This window comes from Pantoea sp. Cr_R13, from assembly GCF_029222565.1.
In the GTDB taxonomy this organism is placed as follows: Bacteria; Pseudomonadota; Gammaproteobacteria; order Enterobacterales; family Enterobacteriaceae; genus Pantoea; species Pantoea eucalypti.
This window is the reverse complement of record NZ_JARHXL010000013.1, coordinates 946,758-962,583: the sequence shown is the minus strand read 5'-3', so window position 1 is coordinate 962,583 and position 15,826 is coordinate 946,758. Positions and strand designations below refer to the sequence as shown.

Annotated in this window: 13 protein-coding genes; 3 read left to right on the top strand and 10 right to left on the bottom strand. The window is 56.3% G+C overall.

The genetic code is table 11. The features are described 5' to 3' along the window. Positions 1-121: 121 nt before the first annotated feature. Positions 122-1,015: an SDR family oxidoreductase gene (locus tag P2R09_RS12185; RefSeq protein WP_003853629.1), complete on the top strand. Its 894-nt coding sequence runs from the start codon at positions 122-124 to the stop codon at positions 1,013-1,015. 148 nt (positions 1,016-1,163) lie between these two features. Here P2R09_RS12185 and P2R09_RS12180 read toward each other — a convergent pair whose 3' ends face one another. The 5 genes from P2R09_RS12180 to P2R09_RS12160 all read right to left on the bottom strand — a co-directional run bounded on the left by P2R09_RS12180 (position 1,164) and on the right by P2R09_RS12160 (position 4,856). Next, positions 1,164-1,634, bottom strand: coding sequence for an RES family NAD+ phosphorylase (locus P2R09_RS12180; RefSeq protein ID WP_275770015.1), 471 nt, complete (start codon positions 1,632-1,634; stop codon positions 1,164-1,166). Next, positions 1,634-2,086 carry an antitoxin Xre/MbcA/ParS toxin-binding domain-containing protein gene (locus P2R09_RS12175; protein WP_003853631.1) on the bottom strand — a complete coding sequence of 151 codons (453 nt, stop codon included), beginning with the start codon at positions 2,084-2,086 and terminating at the stop codon, positions 1,634-1,636. Before P2R09_RS12175 ends, P2R09_RS12180 begins: the two co-directional genes overlap by 1 nt. Positions 2,087-2,175: 89 nt before the next feature. Then, entirely contained in the window at positions 2,176-3,330 is a 1,155-nt protein-coding gene (gene ampC / locus P2R09_RS12170; protein ID WP_275770013.1) for a class C beta-lactamase, read from the bottom strand. Between the two features lie 31 nt (positions 3,331-3,361). Next, positions 3,362-3,607, bottom strand: a complete 246-nt coding sequence (locus P2R09_RS12165; RefSeq protein WP_003853633.1) for a hypothetical protein — start codon at positions 3,605-3,607, stop codon at positions 3,362-3,364. Between the two features lie 91 nt (positions 3,608-3,698). Next, positions 3,699-4,856 carry a glycosyltransferase family 4 protein gene (locus tag P2R09_RS12160; RefSeq protein WP_275770010.1) on the bottom strand — a complete coding sequence of 386 codons (1,158 nt, stop codon included), beginning with the start codon at positions 4,854-4,856 and terminating at the stop codon, positions 3,699-3,701. 619 nt (positions 4,857-5,475) lie between these two features. On the opposite strand from P2R09_RS12160, the gene hpxO reads away from it, so the two are divergent. Beyond that, positions 5,476-6,633 carry an FAD-dependent urate hydroxylase HpxO gene (gene hpxO, locus P2R09_RS12155; protein ID WP_275770008.1) on the top strand — a complete coding sequence of 386 codons (1,158 nt, stop codon included), beginning with the start codon at positions 5,476-5,478 and terminating at the stop codon, positions 6,631-6,633. Between the two features lie 41 nt (positions 6,634-6,674). Here hpxO and dcp read toward each other — a convergent pair whose 3' ends face one another. The 5 genes from dcp to guaD form a co-directional block, all read right to left on the bottom strand. Beyond that, complete coding sequence (gene dcp, locus P2R09_RS12150; protein WP_275770006.1) at positions 6,675-8,720, bottom strand: peptidyl-dipeptidase Dcp; 2,046 nt, start codon at positions 8,718-8,720, stop codon at positions 6,675-6,677. Positions 8,721-8,782: 62 nt separating this feature from the next. After that, positions 8,783-9,559 carry a xanthine dehydrogenase accessory protein XdhC gene (xdhC, locus tag P2R09_RS12145; protein ID WP_275770004.1) on the bottom strand — a complete coding sequence of 259 codons (777 nt, stop codon included), beginning with the start codon at positions 9,557-9,559 and terminating at the stop codon, positions 8,783-8,785. Beyond that, positions 9,546-11,912, bottom strand: coding sequence for a xanthine dehydrogenase molybdopterin binding subunit (gene xdhB / locus P2R09_RS12140; protein WP_275770002.1), 2,367 nt, complete (start codon positions 11,910-11,912; stop codon positions 9,546-9,548). Before xdhB ends, xdhC begins: the two co-directional genes overlap by 14 nt. Next, positions 11,902-13,344, bottom strand: coding sequence for a xanthine dehydrogenase small subunit (gene xdhA, locus P2R09_RS12135; protein WP_275770001.1), 1,443 nt, complete (start codon positions 13,342-13,344; stop codon positions 11,902-11,904). The genes xdhB and xdhA overlap by 11 nt, the downstream gene beginning before the upstream one ends. Then, on the bottom strand, positions 13,341-14,669 hold the full coding sequence (gene guaD / locus P2R09_RS12130; protein WP_275769999.1) for a guanine deaminase: 1,329 nt from the start codon (positions 14,667-14,669) through the stop codon (positions 13,341-13,343). The genes xdhA and guaD overlap by 4 nt, the downstream gene beginning before the upstream one ends. 401 nt (positions 14,670-15,070) lie before the next feature. On the opposite strand from guaD, the gene ydfG reads away from it, so the two are divergent. Then, positions 15,071-15,817 (top strand): bifunctional NADP-dependent 3-hydroxy acid dehydrogenase/3-hydroxypropionate dehydrogenase YdfG, encoded by a 747-nt coding sequence (ydfG, locus tag P2R09_RS12125; protein ID WP_275769997.1) that lies wholly within the window; start codon positions 15,071-15,073, stop codon positions 15,815-15,817. Positions 15,818-15,826: the final 9 nt, after the last annotated feature.

Genomic DNA, 15,826 nt, shown 5'->3' with positions numbered 1-15,826 from the left:
TTTATCAGCATTATTAATTTCTTCTGGTTTTACCTGCTCAATGAATCAGCAGTCAGATGTGACAAATATCACATTTGTGCCAGGCTTAATGTCTCAGATAACGTTGTTCAAGGAGCATACAATGGCGACACCCACTAACAAGACGCTCGATCTGGATCAATTCCCTAAACCTCCTTTTGAGGACCAGCCACAACAGGCACCAGGCCTGGCCAGCAAAATGATCCCGGTTCCCGATCACGGTGAAACCAGCTATCGCGGCACAGGCAGACTGACTGGCCGTAAGGCGCTTATCACCGGCGGTGACTCCGGTATTGGCCGCGCGGTAGCTATCGCTTATGCCCGCGAAGGCGCAGACGTAGTGATCAATTACCTGCCTGAAGAACAGCCCGACGCTGATGAAGTGGTTAAATTAATCGAAGCGGAAGGCCGTAAAGTTTTCGCTATTCCGGGCGATATTCGTTCTGAAGAATTCTGTCAGCAATTGGTTAAAGACGCAGCCGATAAATTAGGCGGCCTGGATATTCTGGTGAATAACGCCGGTCGTCAGCAATTTAATGAGTCCATCCGTACCCTGAGTACGGAAGATTTTGATGCGACGTTTAAAACTAACGTGTATGCCATGTTCTGGATCACCAAAGCGGCGCTGGAATATCTGCCACGCGGTGCATCCATTATTAATACTTCTTCAGTTCAGGCGTTTAAACCCAGCGATATTCTGCTGGATTATGCGCAGACCAAAGCCTGCATTGTCGCCTTTACGAAATCACTGGCTAAACAGCTGGGTGGCGAGGGTATCCGGGTCAATGCTGTTGCCCCAGGTCCTTACTGGACGCCGCTGCAGTCCAGCGGTGGACAGCCAATGGAGAAAGTGAAACAGTTTGGCGCCGATTCACCGATGGGCCGTCCGGGCCAGCCGGTTGAAATCGCCCCGCTCTATGTCACGCTGGCCTCAACCGAAAGCAGCTACTCTTCCGGTCAGGTCTGGTGCTCTGATGGCGGTACCGGCACGCTGTAACAACATCCCAATGGCCGCGTTATGCGGCCATTTTTTTGTCCCGCTTTCTTTCGTTCCTTCCTTTACCCAGGCCGCCACGGTGGCAACCAAATGGCATTGGTGTGCCTGTTCAGATTGCGCGACGTGACCGGAAGAGCCTGTTAGCGCCCTACTGCAGCCGGAAGCGCGGATCGAAGAAAAACGGCTCCACCACCACCTTGCTGACGATGCCGGCCGCCGCCGGATGACGGGGATTAAACAACGCATTCCACTCACCAGTCAGCGTGCTGGGCACCTTGAGCACCAGGCCGTTGTCCGGGCTGGCGAGCCAGTCGTCTCCAATCTGCCGTGTAGAGGCGGGTGCAGGATCGGTCTGCCAGTCGTCGGGCAACGCCGACAGCGAGAGCTCGGTGATCAAAGTCTCTGGCACACTGATCGCCAGCATAGCGTAGTCATGCGCCAGATCCTGAATGGTGAGATGCACTAAGGCCTCCAGCACACACAGCGCCCGGCTCGATCCCATATAAACGCAAACCGTGCCCACGGAGTTCCAGCGCCCGCCATAAGTACGGGCACCAAACCCATCAAAAGCGGTCATCGCATATTCACGCTTCACCAGACGGTAAAAAGGCACCGCCATCAGGTAATCACGCCATGCTCAAGCTGACCAATCAGGTTAATGACCGCTTCTGCCCCTGCTACCGTGGTGGTCATTTCCGCCGGTTTTTTACCTCCCAGCGCTTTAGCCGGCGTTTCCAGCCACTGCACCAGACGCTGCCTGTCGTCGCGGAACAGTTTACTGGCGGCAGAGAGAACACGAATCAGCATGTAGATGCGTCCGCTCTGGTCGGGCGAAAAGGTCTGATCGGGATCTTTCACTTTGCGGTTATAGGTGGTGCGGTCGATGCCTGCCAGACGGCATAGCCAGCCTTCGTCAAAGGTGGACAATGACGCCGTGCGTTTCAGCACGCCGCTGCTGAACCCCACCGCAATACGCTGGTGCGCATCGGGCAGCGTATCCGGCAGGTTCAGTGCATGCAGCAACGACGTATCGCGACGATGCTGAGCGGGTGTATAGATGGCAATAGACATAGCAGCCCTCCTGTTCATTTGATTTTTATTTTAGCTCAAATGAACAGCAGGTGCCAGCCTTACCCCGTTGCAGAGTAAGCAGATAGGTATTAGTCAGGCCTGCCCTGATGTAACGCCTGCAGAATCTGCCAGGCGGCCTTTATGCGCAGCGGATTGGGGTAATTTTTGTTGGCGAGCATCACGATGCCGCTGTTCTGCTCAGGGATAAAAGCGATATAAGCACCAAATCCATTGGTGGCACCGGTCTTATGCACCCAACTGGCGTTCAGTGAAGGCCCGACCGGATTTAGCAGAGTCGCTGGCCGCGGTTGTAACGCAACACCATTGTCGCTGTCGCTGATGATGGTGTCAGCAGTGGCAGGCAAGTCATAGATCTCCCAACCCAGTCCCTGCCAGAAACTGCCGATGTTGAAATAACGCGACTGTGCGGTGCGGATAGCATTACGCAACACAGTGTTGCCCGAGGAGAGGCGATTAGGATCGACGTTGGCTTGCATAAAGGTCAGCATGTCACGCGCGGTGGATTTAACGCCATACGCTTCGGCATCCAGCATGCCGGGGAAAACCCGAACCGGCTGGCCATTTTTATAGCCCCACGCGTAGTCCAGCATCATCGAGGGCGGCACGGTGATATAAGTGCGCGTCAGCCGCAGCGGCTGAAACACATTGCGCGTCATCGCCTGCTCATAATCCCCCTTCACCATCAGCGAGCCAAACAGACCGATACTGGCGTTAGAGTACTGACGAAGCGTGCCTGGTGATGCTTTTGGCTGCCATTCCTGATAGAAGCGCAGCAGTGAAGCCTGATCGGTAACCTCATCCGGCAGCTGTAAAGGTAAGCCACCGGCGGTATAGGTCGCCAGGTGCAGCATCCTCACCGGACGCCATTGTTCACCGGTCAGCTGCGGCCAGTATTTCTGTACAGGATCATTGAGGCGAATGTCACCGTTGCGGATCAGGATACCTGCCAGAGTACCGGTAAACGTTTTGCTCACCGAACCCAGCTCAAACAGCGTATTTTCCGTCACCTGGCGGCCTGATGCGAGATCGGCCACGCCGAGGTTCACAAACTGCGCCCGGCCCTTGTAAAGCACCGCCACCGACATGCCTGGGATCGCCTGCTGCTCCATCAGCGGTTCAATCGCGGCTTTAACCAGAGAAGTGACCTGCTGTGAAGAGAGATCGGCGGCAACACAGCTGGCAGAAAGAGACAGTAAAGCAAAATAAAACACAGACTTTTTCATTGGCAACTAAAGGCTTCTTCACTGAAATGAATTATTTACACTGGCTGGCACACGCCTGTACGCACATCTGAGCCTCTGAACTGCAGGCACCGTTTTCACGGGTGTTGCAGTGTGACTGTTCGACGTAGCAGTTGGTCTGACAGGCGGAGACATCACAGCGGGCTGCCGCAGGGGTCAGCTGAACCAGGGGCGCGCGGGCCGGAAAAACCGGTGCGGGCTGAGCGAAGGCGCTGCTGCCCAGTAATCCGGACAGCAGCAGAGTGAGGATAATTTTCATAAGAGTTCTCCAGTGGGACGCTGCGATAAGTATGGCTAGTCTGGCGCGCGCCGTCAGAGAAATCTAATCAAATTGAGACACCAGGAGGATGTTAAGTGGCATTCACTACGCCACGACGGTAAATATCGTTGAGCCGGGCAATGTAGCGCCCGGTATCATGCTGCTCTTTGATGCGCAGAATCGCCGCCTCACCTTTCTCCTGCAGCATCTCAGGACGTTCGATGATGGCGAGCAGCGTTGATTTAAGCCCCTCCACCAGGGACTGACGCAGCTGCGTTTTCTGCTCTGTTGACGTAATGCTGTATTCACGGTCCGCGTTCAGCGGACTCGCCAGCACCCAGCCTGCGCTATCCGGGTTAATTTCTGGCAATGCACGCACGTTGCTGGTAATCACCGGGCAGCCATTAGCCTGCATTTCCAGTACAGAAAACCCGTAGGTTTCCTGCCAGGTCGGTAACAGGCCGGCATCGCTCTGGCGGAACAGCTGCATCAGCGCGCTATTTTCCATCTGGGTATGATGCGTAAAGCAGCGATGGCGTTTGATGCGATTCTCAATGTCGCGGTAAAAAGCCTCGTCATCCTGGAACTGGCGGTGAGCAACGTTGCGGCGCTTAGCGAGATCACCAATCAGCTGCACATCCAGCTGCGACGCATCCAGCCGCTTCTCTTCAATCAGCTCACTGATAGCCAGCACCACTTCGGCTCCGCCTTTGCGGTAGAACTCGTTACCGGCAAAAATCAGCCTGAGCGTACCTGACTGGCGTGGCGCTTTATGCTGAACAAACAGCGTCTGTGGCGGATGCAGCACCACGGTTTTACGCTGAATCTGCCGGGCGATATCTGCTTTGAACAGCTTCATCTGAATGTTCAGCGTGGCGTCGGAAATGGCGATCAGCCCCAGGCAATTGTCTTTCAACAGATAGGGGATCAGGCGTTGCAGCTCAGGGTTATCCTGTTTGGCTACGCCAGCCACCGGCAGCACTCGCGGCAGCTCAGTCTCAAATGAGGCGACCCACTTCTGTCGGGTAATCGCAACTTCATTAAACAGATGCAGGATGTCAGCCCGCGCTGCCCCTGAAAAAGGCACAGGCTGAAAGACAAAGGTTTTGTTTTTCTTGAGCAATCGGGTTCGTAATGGGTTGATAAAATAGAAAAGATTGCTTTTTTTCAGATTGATGTACTGGTTTTCCGGATTAACTAAAATATTACGTTGCTCCGGATACTGGTTATTCGTGATTCCAACTTTCATGGTCGTTTTCCAGAGTCCTTTATGTCCAGAGTGATCTATATCACGCGATCGTGCCAGATGCGTTTGAGCAATATCCTAAAAGACCGTTTCGCCTCGAAATAATTAACTTTACTAATCATTGAAAGCCATAACCGGAAGGCCTTCGTCGTGCCTGCGCGCCTGTACTGAACAAGGCTTTCTGATAAAGTCATCGCGCATCATTGTCCGATAAAGAGGCAAACCCATGGAAAAGGGTGTGCTGTGTGTCATGAGAATGTGGCGCTGGCTGGGCGGGCTGATTTCAGGGAAGCGGGTGATTTAGTTTATAATTTTTAAACAAATTAAAACGGGTATAAGGCTAAGCCGCCGACAATGTATGCTGAAGGATAAATGGCTCGGAAACTGACCGACTGCACCTGATGAATGATGAAACAATCGATGCAGAAAAAATGATCACTGCACCCTTTTGATTCGACTCTTTGCCACATTTAAGTGCATGAGGTCAGCAATCAGACGACGCAGCCATCTCAGAGATTATATGTCAACGTACTGATTAACCTGTTTTTTCTATTCACTCTCCCTATAAGCCTTCCTCTGGTACAAAAGTTGCAGGAAAAGTCTATGCAGACAGGAGAGCATTATGAAAGCAATCGTGATTGGTGGCGGTATTGGCGGAATGAGCAGCGCCATTGCGCTGGAGAAAGCCGGAATTAACGTGGAAGTCTATGAAGCGGTGCAGGAAATGAAGCCCGTCGGCGCGGCGATTTCCATCTGGCCCAACGGCGTTAAATGCCTGAATGCGCTGGGAATGAAAGCCGCGCTGCGTGAGCTGGGCGGTAACATGGCCTTTATGGCTTATCACGACGGCGCAACTGGCGTACCTCTGACCCGCTTCAGCATGGCGCCGCTGGTTCAACAGGTTGGCGAATACCCTTATCCGGTAGCGCGTGCAGAGCTGCAGGCGATGCTGATTGATACCTTTGGCCGTGAACGGGTGCAGTTTGGTAAGCGGGTGATCCATGTTGAACAGACCGCAGACGGCGTGATCGCCACGTTTTCTGACAACAGTCAGGCCACCGGCGATTTTCTGATTGCTGCCGATGGCACCCATTCGGTGATTCGTGAATATGTGCTGGAAGAGAGGCTGGAGCGCCGTTACGCCGGTTACGTTAACTGGAATGGGCTGGTCACCATTGACGAGCGGATTGCACCCGCCGATCAGTGGACCACCTTTGTCGGTGATGGCAAACGCGTTTCGCTGATGCCGGTCAGCGGTAATCGCTTCTACTTCTTCTTTGATGTGCCACTGCCGAAAGGTCTGCCGCAGGATCGCAGCACCGTGAAAGCCGATTTAACCGGCTACTTCCAGGGCTGGGCGGAGCCGGTACAGCAGCTGATCGCGGCGATTAACCCCGACACCACCAACCGGGTTGAGATCCACGACATTGAACCCTTTAGTCGCTTTGTGAAAGGACGCGTTGCTCTGCTGGGTGATGCAGCCCACAGCACCACCCCCGATATTGGCCAGGGCGGTTGCGCGGCGATGGAAGATGCTGTGGTGCTGGCATCGACGCTGGCGTCACATTCGCTGGGCATTGAAGATGCGCTGCTACGCTATCAGGCGCGCCGCGTTGAGCGGGTCAAAGATCTGGTGCTGAAAGCGCGCAAACGCTGTGATGTGACCCATGCTCGCGACCCGGCGGTCACGGCGGAGTGGTATCAGTCACTGAAAAACGAAACCGGTGAGCGGGTGCTGGCCGGAATGTGCGAAACCATTGAAGGGGGCCCGCTGGGCTAGCCCCTATAGCAAAAGGGCTGTCATGGTGACAGCCCTTTTCATTATGAATCCGCCAGACCGCGATTTTTCAGCATCGGCTCAAGCTGTGGAGGCGCGCCCCGCCAGCTTTCATACAGCGTTTTAAGATCGCTGCTGTTCCCACGTGACAGAATTTTCTGTCGGAAGATATCGCCGTTCTCACGCGTCAATCCGCCATGCTCCGCAAACCACTGATAGCCATCGTCAGCGAGCATCTGCGTCCAGATATAGGCGTAATACCCTGCGGCATAACCGCCGCCCCAGATGTGCTGGAAATAGCTGGAACGATAGCGCGGCGGCACCGCTGTCAGCGCCATATTGTCGCTCTGCAACGCCTGCTGCTCGAATCCCTCCACGCTTTGCGGCGCGGCATCACGGTTAAGACTATGCCAGTGCAGATCCAGCAGCGCGGCAGCCAGCAACTCGCTCATCTCATAGCCTTTATTGAACGTTGCAGCCCGGACAATCTTTTCATGCAGCTCAGCGGGCATCAGCTCATGCGTCTGATAGTGGCGAGCGTAGTTGCGGAACACCGCCGGCTCGCTGGCCCAGTGCTCATTGATCTGCGAAGGAAACTCGACAAAATCGCGCGGAGTTTCCGTGCCCGACAGGCTCGGATAGCGCTGGCTGGCAAACAGGCCGTGCAGCGTGTGGCCGAATTCATGAAACATCGTAATGACGTCGTCCCAGCTCAGCAGCGCCGGTTCACCGGCGGTCGGTTTGGTGTAGTTACAGACGTTGTAGATCACCGGTTTGGTGTCGAGCAGCGTGGACTGGTTGACGAAGTTGCTCATCCAGGCACCGCCGCCTTTGCTGTCACGCTTAAAGAAGTCGGTATAGAACAGCGCAAGCGGCGTCTCGTCCGCATCGAAAATTTCATAGGCCTGCACGTCGGGATGATAAACCGGCAGATCCTGTCGCGGGGTAAAACGGATGCCATAGAGCTGTGTCGCCGCCCAGAACACCCCGTTCTCCAGCACCGAGTTAAGCTCAAAGTAGGGCTTAATCTGGCTCTCATCGAGGTCATAGCGGGCCCGCCGCACCTGTTCAGCATAAAAATGCCAGTCCCAGGCCTGCAGGGTAAAGCCGCCCTGCTGCTGATCGATAGTCTGCTGGATAGCCGCGGCTTCGCGTTCGGCACGGGCGCGCGCAGCGGGCACGATGTTGTGCATAAAGGCCAGCGCTGCTTTGGGGGTTTTGGCCATCTGATCCTGCAGTTTCCACTCGGCATAGCTGGCAAATCCCAGCAGCCGGGCCTGCTCCGTCCTGACCTGCGCCAGCCGTAACACCAGCTCGCGGGTGTCATTTTCATCCCCTTTTTCCGTGCGCGTCACGCCCGCCTTAAACAGCGCTTCACGGGTTGCGCGATCGGCCAGGCTTTGCAACGCCGGTTGCTGCGTGGTGTTCTGCAGCACCAGCAACCAGCTTTTTTCCAGCCCGCGCGCCTGCGCTTCCGCCTGTGCGACGGCCAGATCGGCCGGCGACAGACCCGCCAGTTGCTGCAAATCATTGACGACAAGACCACCCGCTTTGGTGGCAGCCAGCAGTCTGTTGGTGAAGCGCGTACCGAGGCGCGCGGCTTCCTGATTCAGCGCTTTAAGCTGCTGTTTCTGCGCCTCAGGCAGATTGGCCCCCGCCAGCTGGAAGCGCTGCCAGATCACTTCAACCAGACGTTTTGATTCAGCATCCAGTTTAGCGCGCTGCAGATAGACCGCGTCGAGCCGTGAAAACAGTGGCCGGTTCAGCATGATGTCATCGTTGAGCGCGGTAAGCTGGGGCGCTATCTCCTCATCCACCTGCTGCAGATACGGGCTGGTATGGGCCGAGGTCATGGCACCAAAGACCAGATTGACCCGGTTAAGCAGCTGTCCGCTCTTCTCCAGTGCTTCAAAGGTGTTAAGAAAGGTGGGCGCTTCGCTATTCAGAGCGATCGCCTCGACCTCCTGACGCTTCTCTTCGATGCCCGCCTGCAGCGCAGGCAGGAAATCCTGCTCCTCTATCTGGTCAAAAGGCGGAGCATGATAAGGCAGTGTGCTGACGCTAAAGAAGGGATTCTGACGGGCGTTCATGGTTCGCTCCTGATGGGGCATCGCAAAGTCTTATCCTGACAGGTTGCCGCGCAGGCCACAACTCAGGTGATATGTTGCTGATAAACGCTGATAATTTCACCGGCAATCGCCACCGCAATCTCGGCGGGCAGCTTGCCTTTAACATCCGGCAGACCAATCGGGCAGCGCAGGCGCGCCAGTGATTCGCTCTGAACGCCCTTGCCTGCCAGCCGGTAGCGAAAACGCTGGTTTTTCGTCGCCGAACCAATTAATCCGGCATAGCGGAAATCTCCGCGTTTCAGCACCGCTTCACACAGTTCAAAGTCCAGCGGATGGTGGTGGGTCATGATAATAAAGTAGCTGCCCGCAGGCGCCTGCGCCACGCAATCGAGCGGATCATCGGGCTGCCAGGTCACTACGCCCGCAGGGACGCTGGAAAATTGCGCCGGACGGCTGTCAATCCAGTTTATGTGACAGGGTAACGTCGCCAGCAGGTTAACCAGTGCCTGTCCGACATGACCTGCACCAAACAGAAATATCTCCGGCTGCGCCTGCAGCAGCGGCTCAAACAAAATCGTCGTTTTGCCACCACAGCATTGTCCTAGCCGCGCGCCGAGGCTGAAATCCTCGGTATGGGGCGCGGTCGCCCCATCCTGCAGCATCGCCCTGGCCTGGGCGATACACGCAAATTCCAGATGACCGCCACCGATGGTGAGAAAGCTTTCCTGCTGCGTGACAACCATTTTGCTGCCACTGTCACGGGGCACCGAACCGTGCTCGCTAAGCACGGTAATCAGCACGCAGCTTTGCCGTTTTTCACGCAACTGGTGAAGCACGCCTATCCAGTCATGATAGATCATCAATGGCTCCCGACAGACGCTGCACGCCCCAGAAGATGCGCTCCGGTGTAGCGGGCGCATCCAGCGACGGATGCTGGCGGTAATCCGCCACGCTGGCGACCGCATCCTGCAGCGCACACCAGGCGGCTATCCCTAACATAAACGGCGGTTCGCCAACGGCCTTGGAGTGGAAGACCGTGTCTTTCGGGTTTTTGCGGTTCTCCACCAGTGTGACCCGCAGATCTGCCGGCACGTCACTGATGGCGGGAATTTTATAGCTCGCGGGACCGTCGGTCAGCAGCTGACCTTTGTCATTCCACACCAGCTCTTCGCAGGTGAGCCAGCCGACACCCTGGACAAAGCCTCCTTCGACCTGACCGATGTCGATGGCCGGGTTCAGCGAGGCACCAACGTCATGCAGGATGTCGGCGCGCAGCAGGCGGGATTCGCCGGTTAAGGTGTCGATGACGACCTCGCAGCAGGCCGCGCCATAGGCGTAGTAATAGAATGGCGTGCCGCGCCCGGCAACGCGGTCGTAATGAATGCCTGGTACGCGATAGTAGCCGGTGGCAGAGAGCGGCACCTGATTCAGCCACGCCAGTTTCGCCACCTCAGCGAAGGTGTAATGTTTTTCTCCGGCACGTACCACGCCATTGCGGAAGCTCACCGCCGCTGCGTCGCACTGATGCAGTTCGCAGAGCATGGCGGTCATGCGATCGCGCAGGATTTCAGCCGCATTCTGCGCCGCCTTACCGTTGAGGTCAGCACCGCTGGAGGCCGCTGTTGGCGAGGTATTGGGCACTTTACCGGTGTCGGTGGCGGTAATCTGGATTTTATCGGTCTCTATCTGCAGCACTTCGGCGACAATCTGGATCACCTTGGTGTTCAGGCCCTGGCCCATCTCGGTGCCGCCATGATTCAGCTGCACCGTGCCATCGGTGTAAATCAGAATCAGCGCGCCCGCCTGATTAAGGAAGCTGGAGGTAAATGAGATGCCAAATTTTACCGGCGTCAGCGCCAGACCGCGTTTCAACAGCGAACTGCGGGCGTTAAACGCCGTGATTTCCGCGCGACGCGCCTGATAGTCGCTGCTCTGCTCCAGCTGTTCGGTAATCTCATCCAGCAGATTGTCCTCGACCTGCTGGTGGTAATGGGTGATGTTGCGATCCTGCTTGCCATAATAGTTACGCTTGCGCAGCGCCAGCGGATCCAGCCCACGGTGGCGGGCGATGTGATCCATGATCTGTTCAATCGCCACCATACCCTGCGGTCCGCCAAAGCCGCGATAGGCGGTGTTGGAGGCGGTATTCGTGCGGCAGCGATAGCCCGTGACCAACGCATCGCCGAGGTAATACGCATTATCGGCGTGGAACATGGCGCGATCGACAATGGATCCACTCAGATCCAGCGAATAACCGCAGTTACCGGCCAGATCGATTTTGATGCCACACAGCCGGCCATCCTCCTTAACGCCTGCCTCGTAACGCACAAAGAAAGGATGGCGCTTGCCGGTCACGCGCATGTCGTCGCGGCGTGAGAGTCGCATCTTTGCCGCCCGCCCCGTCTGACGGGCTACGATGGCGCAGAGACAGGCGACACCGGCGGCCTGCGTCTCTTTGCCACCAAAGCCGCCGCCCATACGGCGCATATCTATCGTCACCTTATTCAGGCTGATGCCCATGACTTCCGCCACCAGCTTCTGCACTTCCGTGGGGTTTTGGGTGGAAGAAAAGACCTGCAGCTGCTGATCTTCGCCAGGAATGACCATTGCCGTCTGGGTTTCCAGATAAAAATGCTCCTGACCCCCGATATGAAACGATCCGCTCACCCGATGCGGCGCGCGCGCCAGCGCCGCGTCCACATCACCGCGCTGATGGATGTGCGGTTCCTGTACAAAGCTGCCCTGCGCCAGCGCCTGCTCCACATCCAGCAGCGGTTCCAGCACCTCATATTCGATCACCGCTGCGGCCGCGCCAAGACGTGCAGCGTCAGGGGAGTCCGCCGCGACGGCAATCACGATCTGTCCCAGGTACTCGACTTTGTCATGCGCCAGCAGCGGATCGCCCGGCTCCAGCGGCCCGACATCGTTGATACCCGGCACATCCTGCCATGTTAATACGCTGACGACACCCGGCACGGCATAACAGGGCTGCACATCAATATTTACGATGCGCGCATGCGCGTGTTCACTCAGACGCGGGCAGAGATGCAGCAAGCCCGGCAACTCCGGTTTATCGTCGATAAAATGCGCCTCGCCAGAGACATGCTTTTCCGCGCTTTCATGGCGGTTACTCCGGCCTACGCCGCTCTGTAAATCGGCGGCATACTGCGCCTTGATGACCTCTTCGTTGAGTTCCGGGCGGTTATGAGACATAGCGAGAGACCTCGAGGCAGGTGATTTCGCCGTTATGGCGATGCCAGTAGCGGCGAAGCAGGTTACGGGCGACCTGCAGACGGTAATCACTGCTGGCGCGAAAATCGGAAAGCGGCTGGAAATCAGACGCAAGCGCGGCAGCGGCACGTGACACCGTCACGGCATTCAGTGGCTGACCCATCAGCGCCTGTTCACAGTGGTGGGCGCGTTTTGGCGTCGCCGCCATACCGCCAAAGGCGATGCGGGCACCACTCACCACGCCCTGTTTGATTTGCAGGTTAAAGGCAGCGAAGACGGCGGAGATATCATCATCCAGCCGTTTGGAGACTTTCCATGCGACAAAATCAGGTGACACCGTCACCTTGTCAATGCGAATGGCGCGGATAAACTCCCCTTTTTCCAGCTGTGTCTGCCGATAGCCGGTAAAGAACTGGTCCAGAGGCAGGCTGCGTTGTTCTTCACCGCGCTGCAGCAGCAAACTTCCATTGAGGGCCAGCAGCACCGGCGACGCGTCGCCTATTGGGGACGCATTGGCGATATTACCGCCCAGTGTGCCCTGCAGACGAATTTGCAGTGAGGCAAACCGCTGCAGCATCTCGCTGACACCAGGAATGCGGGTGGCAAGAAACTCACTGACCTGCTGCAGTGAGGCACCTGCACCCAGCAGGTAGTGATCGTCAAATTCACTGCAGACCTTAAGCGCGGCCACCTGCTCCAGCGCAATCAGCAGCGGTATTCTCTTATGCTGCTGGGTAATCTGCAGGCTGAGGTCGGTACCACCGGCAATCAGTTTCGCATCGGGATGCGCCAGGTAGATCTCTGCCAGCTGACCCGGCGTTTTGGGCAGGAAACAACGGCGGCCCTCACCGTCTATCTCCTGCATTTCCGGGGTAGTCAGCGCCTCCAGCCGCTGCACGGTGGCGGCTGCACTGTGATCGAACTGGTCAGTGACCGGCTGGGAGCAGAGCTGTTCTGCGGCAGCCATAATGGGCCGGTAGCCGGTGCAGCGGCAAAGGTTACCGGCCAGCGCCGTTTCCGCCTGATGGCGATCCCAGCCCGCTGCGTTTTTTTGCAGGCTGAACAGCGACATGACAAAACCTGGCGTGCAGAATCCACATTGTGAGCCGTGGCAGTCGACCATCGCCTGCTGCGCCGGGTGCAGTGTACGACCGTGACGCAGATCCTCTACTGTGATCAGCTGTTTGCCCTGTAATGACGAGACCAGCGTCAGACAGCTATTGACCGTTTCATACTGCATCTCACCCTTGACCACTTTTCCCAGGGTGACACTGCAGGCGCCACAGTCACCAGAGGCGCAGCCCTCTTTGGTACCAGGACGATGCTGCCGGGTGCGCAGATAGTTGAGCACCGTAAGATTGGGGTCGAGAGCCTCTTCCCTGACCAGCTGGTTGTTTAACAAAAACTCAATCATGCGGCTTGCTCCTGTGCGTCGCGCTGCCAGACCGGACGACCATTTACCCAGGTCTGGGCAATATTGCGGTCGTCGCCTAGCGTCATTAATACAAACAGCTTTTCCCAGATATCTTTGCTATTGCCAATACGCAGCTGCTGCAGCGCAGAGACCGCCGGATCGAGCACGACAAAATCGGCTTCTTTGCCGATGTTAAAATTTCCGATGGCGTGGTCGAGATCCAGCGCACGCGCTCCGCCCAGCGTGGCGTGATAAAAGGCTTCAGCGGCGCTGAGCCGGTAGTGCTGCAACTGGCCTACTTTGTAAGCCTCGCCCAGCGTCTGCAGGATATTAAAGGTGGTGCCCGCGCCGACATCCGTGCCGATTCCCACCTTCACGCCCTGCTGCCAGCTGCGTTGAATGTTAAACAGGCCGCTGCCGAGGAAGAGGTTTGAGGTGGGACAGAAAGCGATAGAAGAATCGGTATCGTGCAGACACTGCCACTCTTTATCCTCCAGATGCAGACAGTGCGCGAAGACGCTGCGACGCCCGGTTAGCTGGTGGTGATGATAAACATCCAGATAGCCCTCACGCTCCGGGAATAGCTCTTTTACCCAGGCCACCTCCTGTGGATTTTCGCTGAGATGGGTATGCAGCCAGGTATCCGGAAACGCCTGGCGCAGCTGCTGCACTTTTTCCAGCAGTTGCGGGGAGGAGGTCGGCGCAAAACGCGGCGTCAGGGCGTAGCTCAGCCGTCCACGATTATGCCAGCGCTCAATCAGCGCCCGTGTCTGCTGGTAGCTCTGCTCCGGGGTTTCGGTAAGATTGTCGGGCGCATTGCGATCCATCATCACTTTCCCGGCAATCAGCCGCATGTTCAGGGCTTCTGCGGCACTGAACAGCGCCTCCACCGATTGCGGATGGACAGTACCAAACACCAGTGCGCTGGTAGTGCCATTTGAGAGCAGCTGATGCAGGAAAAAGGCGGACATTTTGGCCGCATGGTCAGGGCAGTGATACTGCGCTTCAACCGGAAAAGTGTAATGATTCAGCCACTCCAGCAGCTGTTCGCCGAACGCACCAATCATCTCTGTCTGTGGATAGTGAATATGCGTATCAACAAAGCCAGGTACGATCAGTTTGCCGCGCAGATCGGTAATCGGATGGCCTGCCAGCATCGCCTCGCTGTTCTCCCAGCTATCCAGCCCTGCTACGCGTCCGTCACGCAGCAACAGCACTGCATCTTCCAGATAGCGCGCCTTACCGGCCAGGTCGTCGGGCTGATCCACCACACCAGTAAAGTCAAAGAAGCTGGCGCGAATCGCCGTGTCGGTTGCTAATAGCATGGGTTGTCCTTTCTGAAAGCGCGATAGAATAGTTGGAGGGAAATCTCCTGTAATAGCCTTGCAACCTGCGTGCCAGAACTGACGAGCCGTAAAATCCTTATAAATCAATCAAATAAATCATTCACTGCCTGTTGCGCAACATAAATCACCACAGATGGCTTAGCAACCGTTTGCGGAACAGAGGCAAACGGTTGCGACTCGATTTTATGTAAACTGATCATTCTGAGTATGGCCTGCCCAAGGCAAACCTGCCCTTTTTAGGTGCAGCCTGCCCTGAAAAGGCGCAGTCAGTTAACCGGTAAAATCCATTTACAGGCCTGGCGATTTTTCAACGCGCAGAAGCGGAAATGAAATGCTATGGTGAAGTCATCGACTCTGAAAATGGCATAAGGAACAGTGAGATGATTATTTTTGTCACCGGCGCGACCGCCGGTTTTGGTGAAAGCATCACCCGCCGCTTTATTGAGAATGGCCACAAAGTCATTGCCAGCGGACGCCGCGCCGAGCGTTTAAAAGCGCTGAAGGAGGAGCTGGGCGAGAATCTTTATACGGTGCAGCTGGATGTGCGTAACCGTGCCGCCATTGAAGAGATGGTCACGCACTTACCGGCAGAGTGGCGCAATATTGACGTACTGGTTAACAACGCCGGTCTGGCGCTGGGGATTGAGCCTGCGCACAAAGCCAATGTTGAAGACTGGGAAAACATGATCGACACCAATACCAAAGGCCTGGTTTACATGACCCGCGCCCTGCTGCCCCACATGGTAGAGCGCGATGTCGGCCACATCATCAACATTGGCTCGATTGCCGGTAGCTGGCCTTATGCCGGCGGCAACGTGTATGGTGCAACCAAAGCGTTTGTCCGTCAGTTCAGCCTTAACCTGCGAACCGATCTGCACGGTACGGCACTGCGCGTCACCGATATCGAGCCCGGCCTTGTCGGCGGCACGGAGTTTTCCAATGTGCGCTTTAAAGGCGATGATGACAAAGCGGGCCAGGTCTATGAAGGCGCAAAGGCTCTAACACCCGAAGATGTCACAGAAGCGGTCTGGTGGGTTGCCACCCTGCCTAAGCATGTCAACATCAACAGTCTTGAAATGATGCCGGTCAGCCAGACGCTGGCAGGCCTGAAAGTCCATAAGCCTTAAGCCTCTGCA

Coding starts and splice junctions, on each gene's coding strand:
- P2R09_RS12185 (WP_003853629.1), top strand. CDS start 122: ATGGCGACACCCACTAACAAGACGCTCGATCTGGATCAATTCCCTAAA.
- P2R09_RS12180 (WP_275770015.1), bottom strand. CDS start 1,634: ATGGCGGTGCCTTTTTACCGTCTGGTGAAGCGTGAATATGCGATGACC.
- P2R09_RS12175 (WP_003853631.1), bottom strand. CDS start 2,086: ATGTCTATTGCCATCTATACACCCGCTCAGCATCGTCGCGATACGTCG.
- ampC (WP_275770013.1), bottom strand. CDS start 3,330: ATGAAAAAGTCTGTGTTTTATTTTGCTTTACTGTCTCTTTCTGCCAGC.
- P2R09_RS12165 (WP_003853633.1), bottom strand. CDS start 3,607: ATGAAAATTATCCTCACTCTGCTGCTGTCCGGATTACTGGGCAGCAGC.
- P2R09_RS12160 (WP_275770010.1), bottom strand. CDS start 4,856: ATGAAAGTTGGAATCACGAATAACCAGTATCCGGAGCAACGTAATATT.
- hpxO (WP_275770008.1), top strand. CDS start 5,476: ATGAAAGCAATCGTGATTGGTGGCGGTATTGGCGGAATGAGCAGCGCC.
- dcp (WP_275770006.1), bottom strand. CDS start 8,720: ATGAACGCCCGTCAGAATCCCTTCTTTAGCGTCAGCACACTGCCTTAT.
- xdhC (WP_275770004.1), bottom strand. CDS start 9,559: ATGATCTATCATGACTGGATAGGCGTGCTTCACCAGTTGCGTGAAAAA.
- xdhB (WP_275770002.1), bottom strand. CDS start 11,912: ATGTCTCATAACCGCCCGGAACTCAACGAAGAGGTCATCAAGGCGCAG.
- xdhA (WP_275770001.1), bottom strand. CDS start 13,344: ATGATTGAGTTTTTGTTAAACAACCAGCTGGTCAGGGAAGAGGCTCTC.
- guaD (WP_275769999.1), bottom strand. CDS start 14,669: ATGCTATTAGCAACCGACACGGCGATTCGCGCCAGCTTCTTTGACTTT.
- ydfG (WP_275769997.1), top strand. CDS start 15,071: ATGATTATTTTTGTCACCGGCGCGACCGCCGGTTTTGGTGAAAGCATC.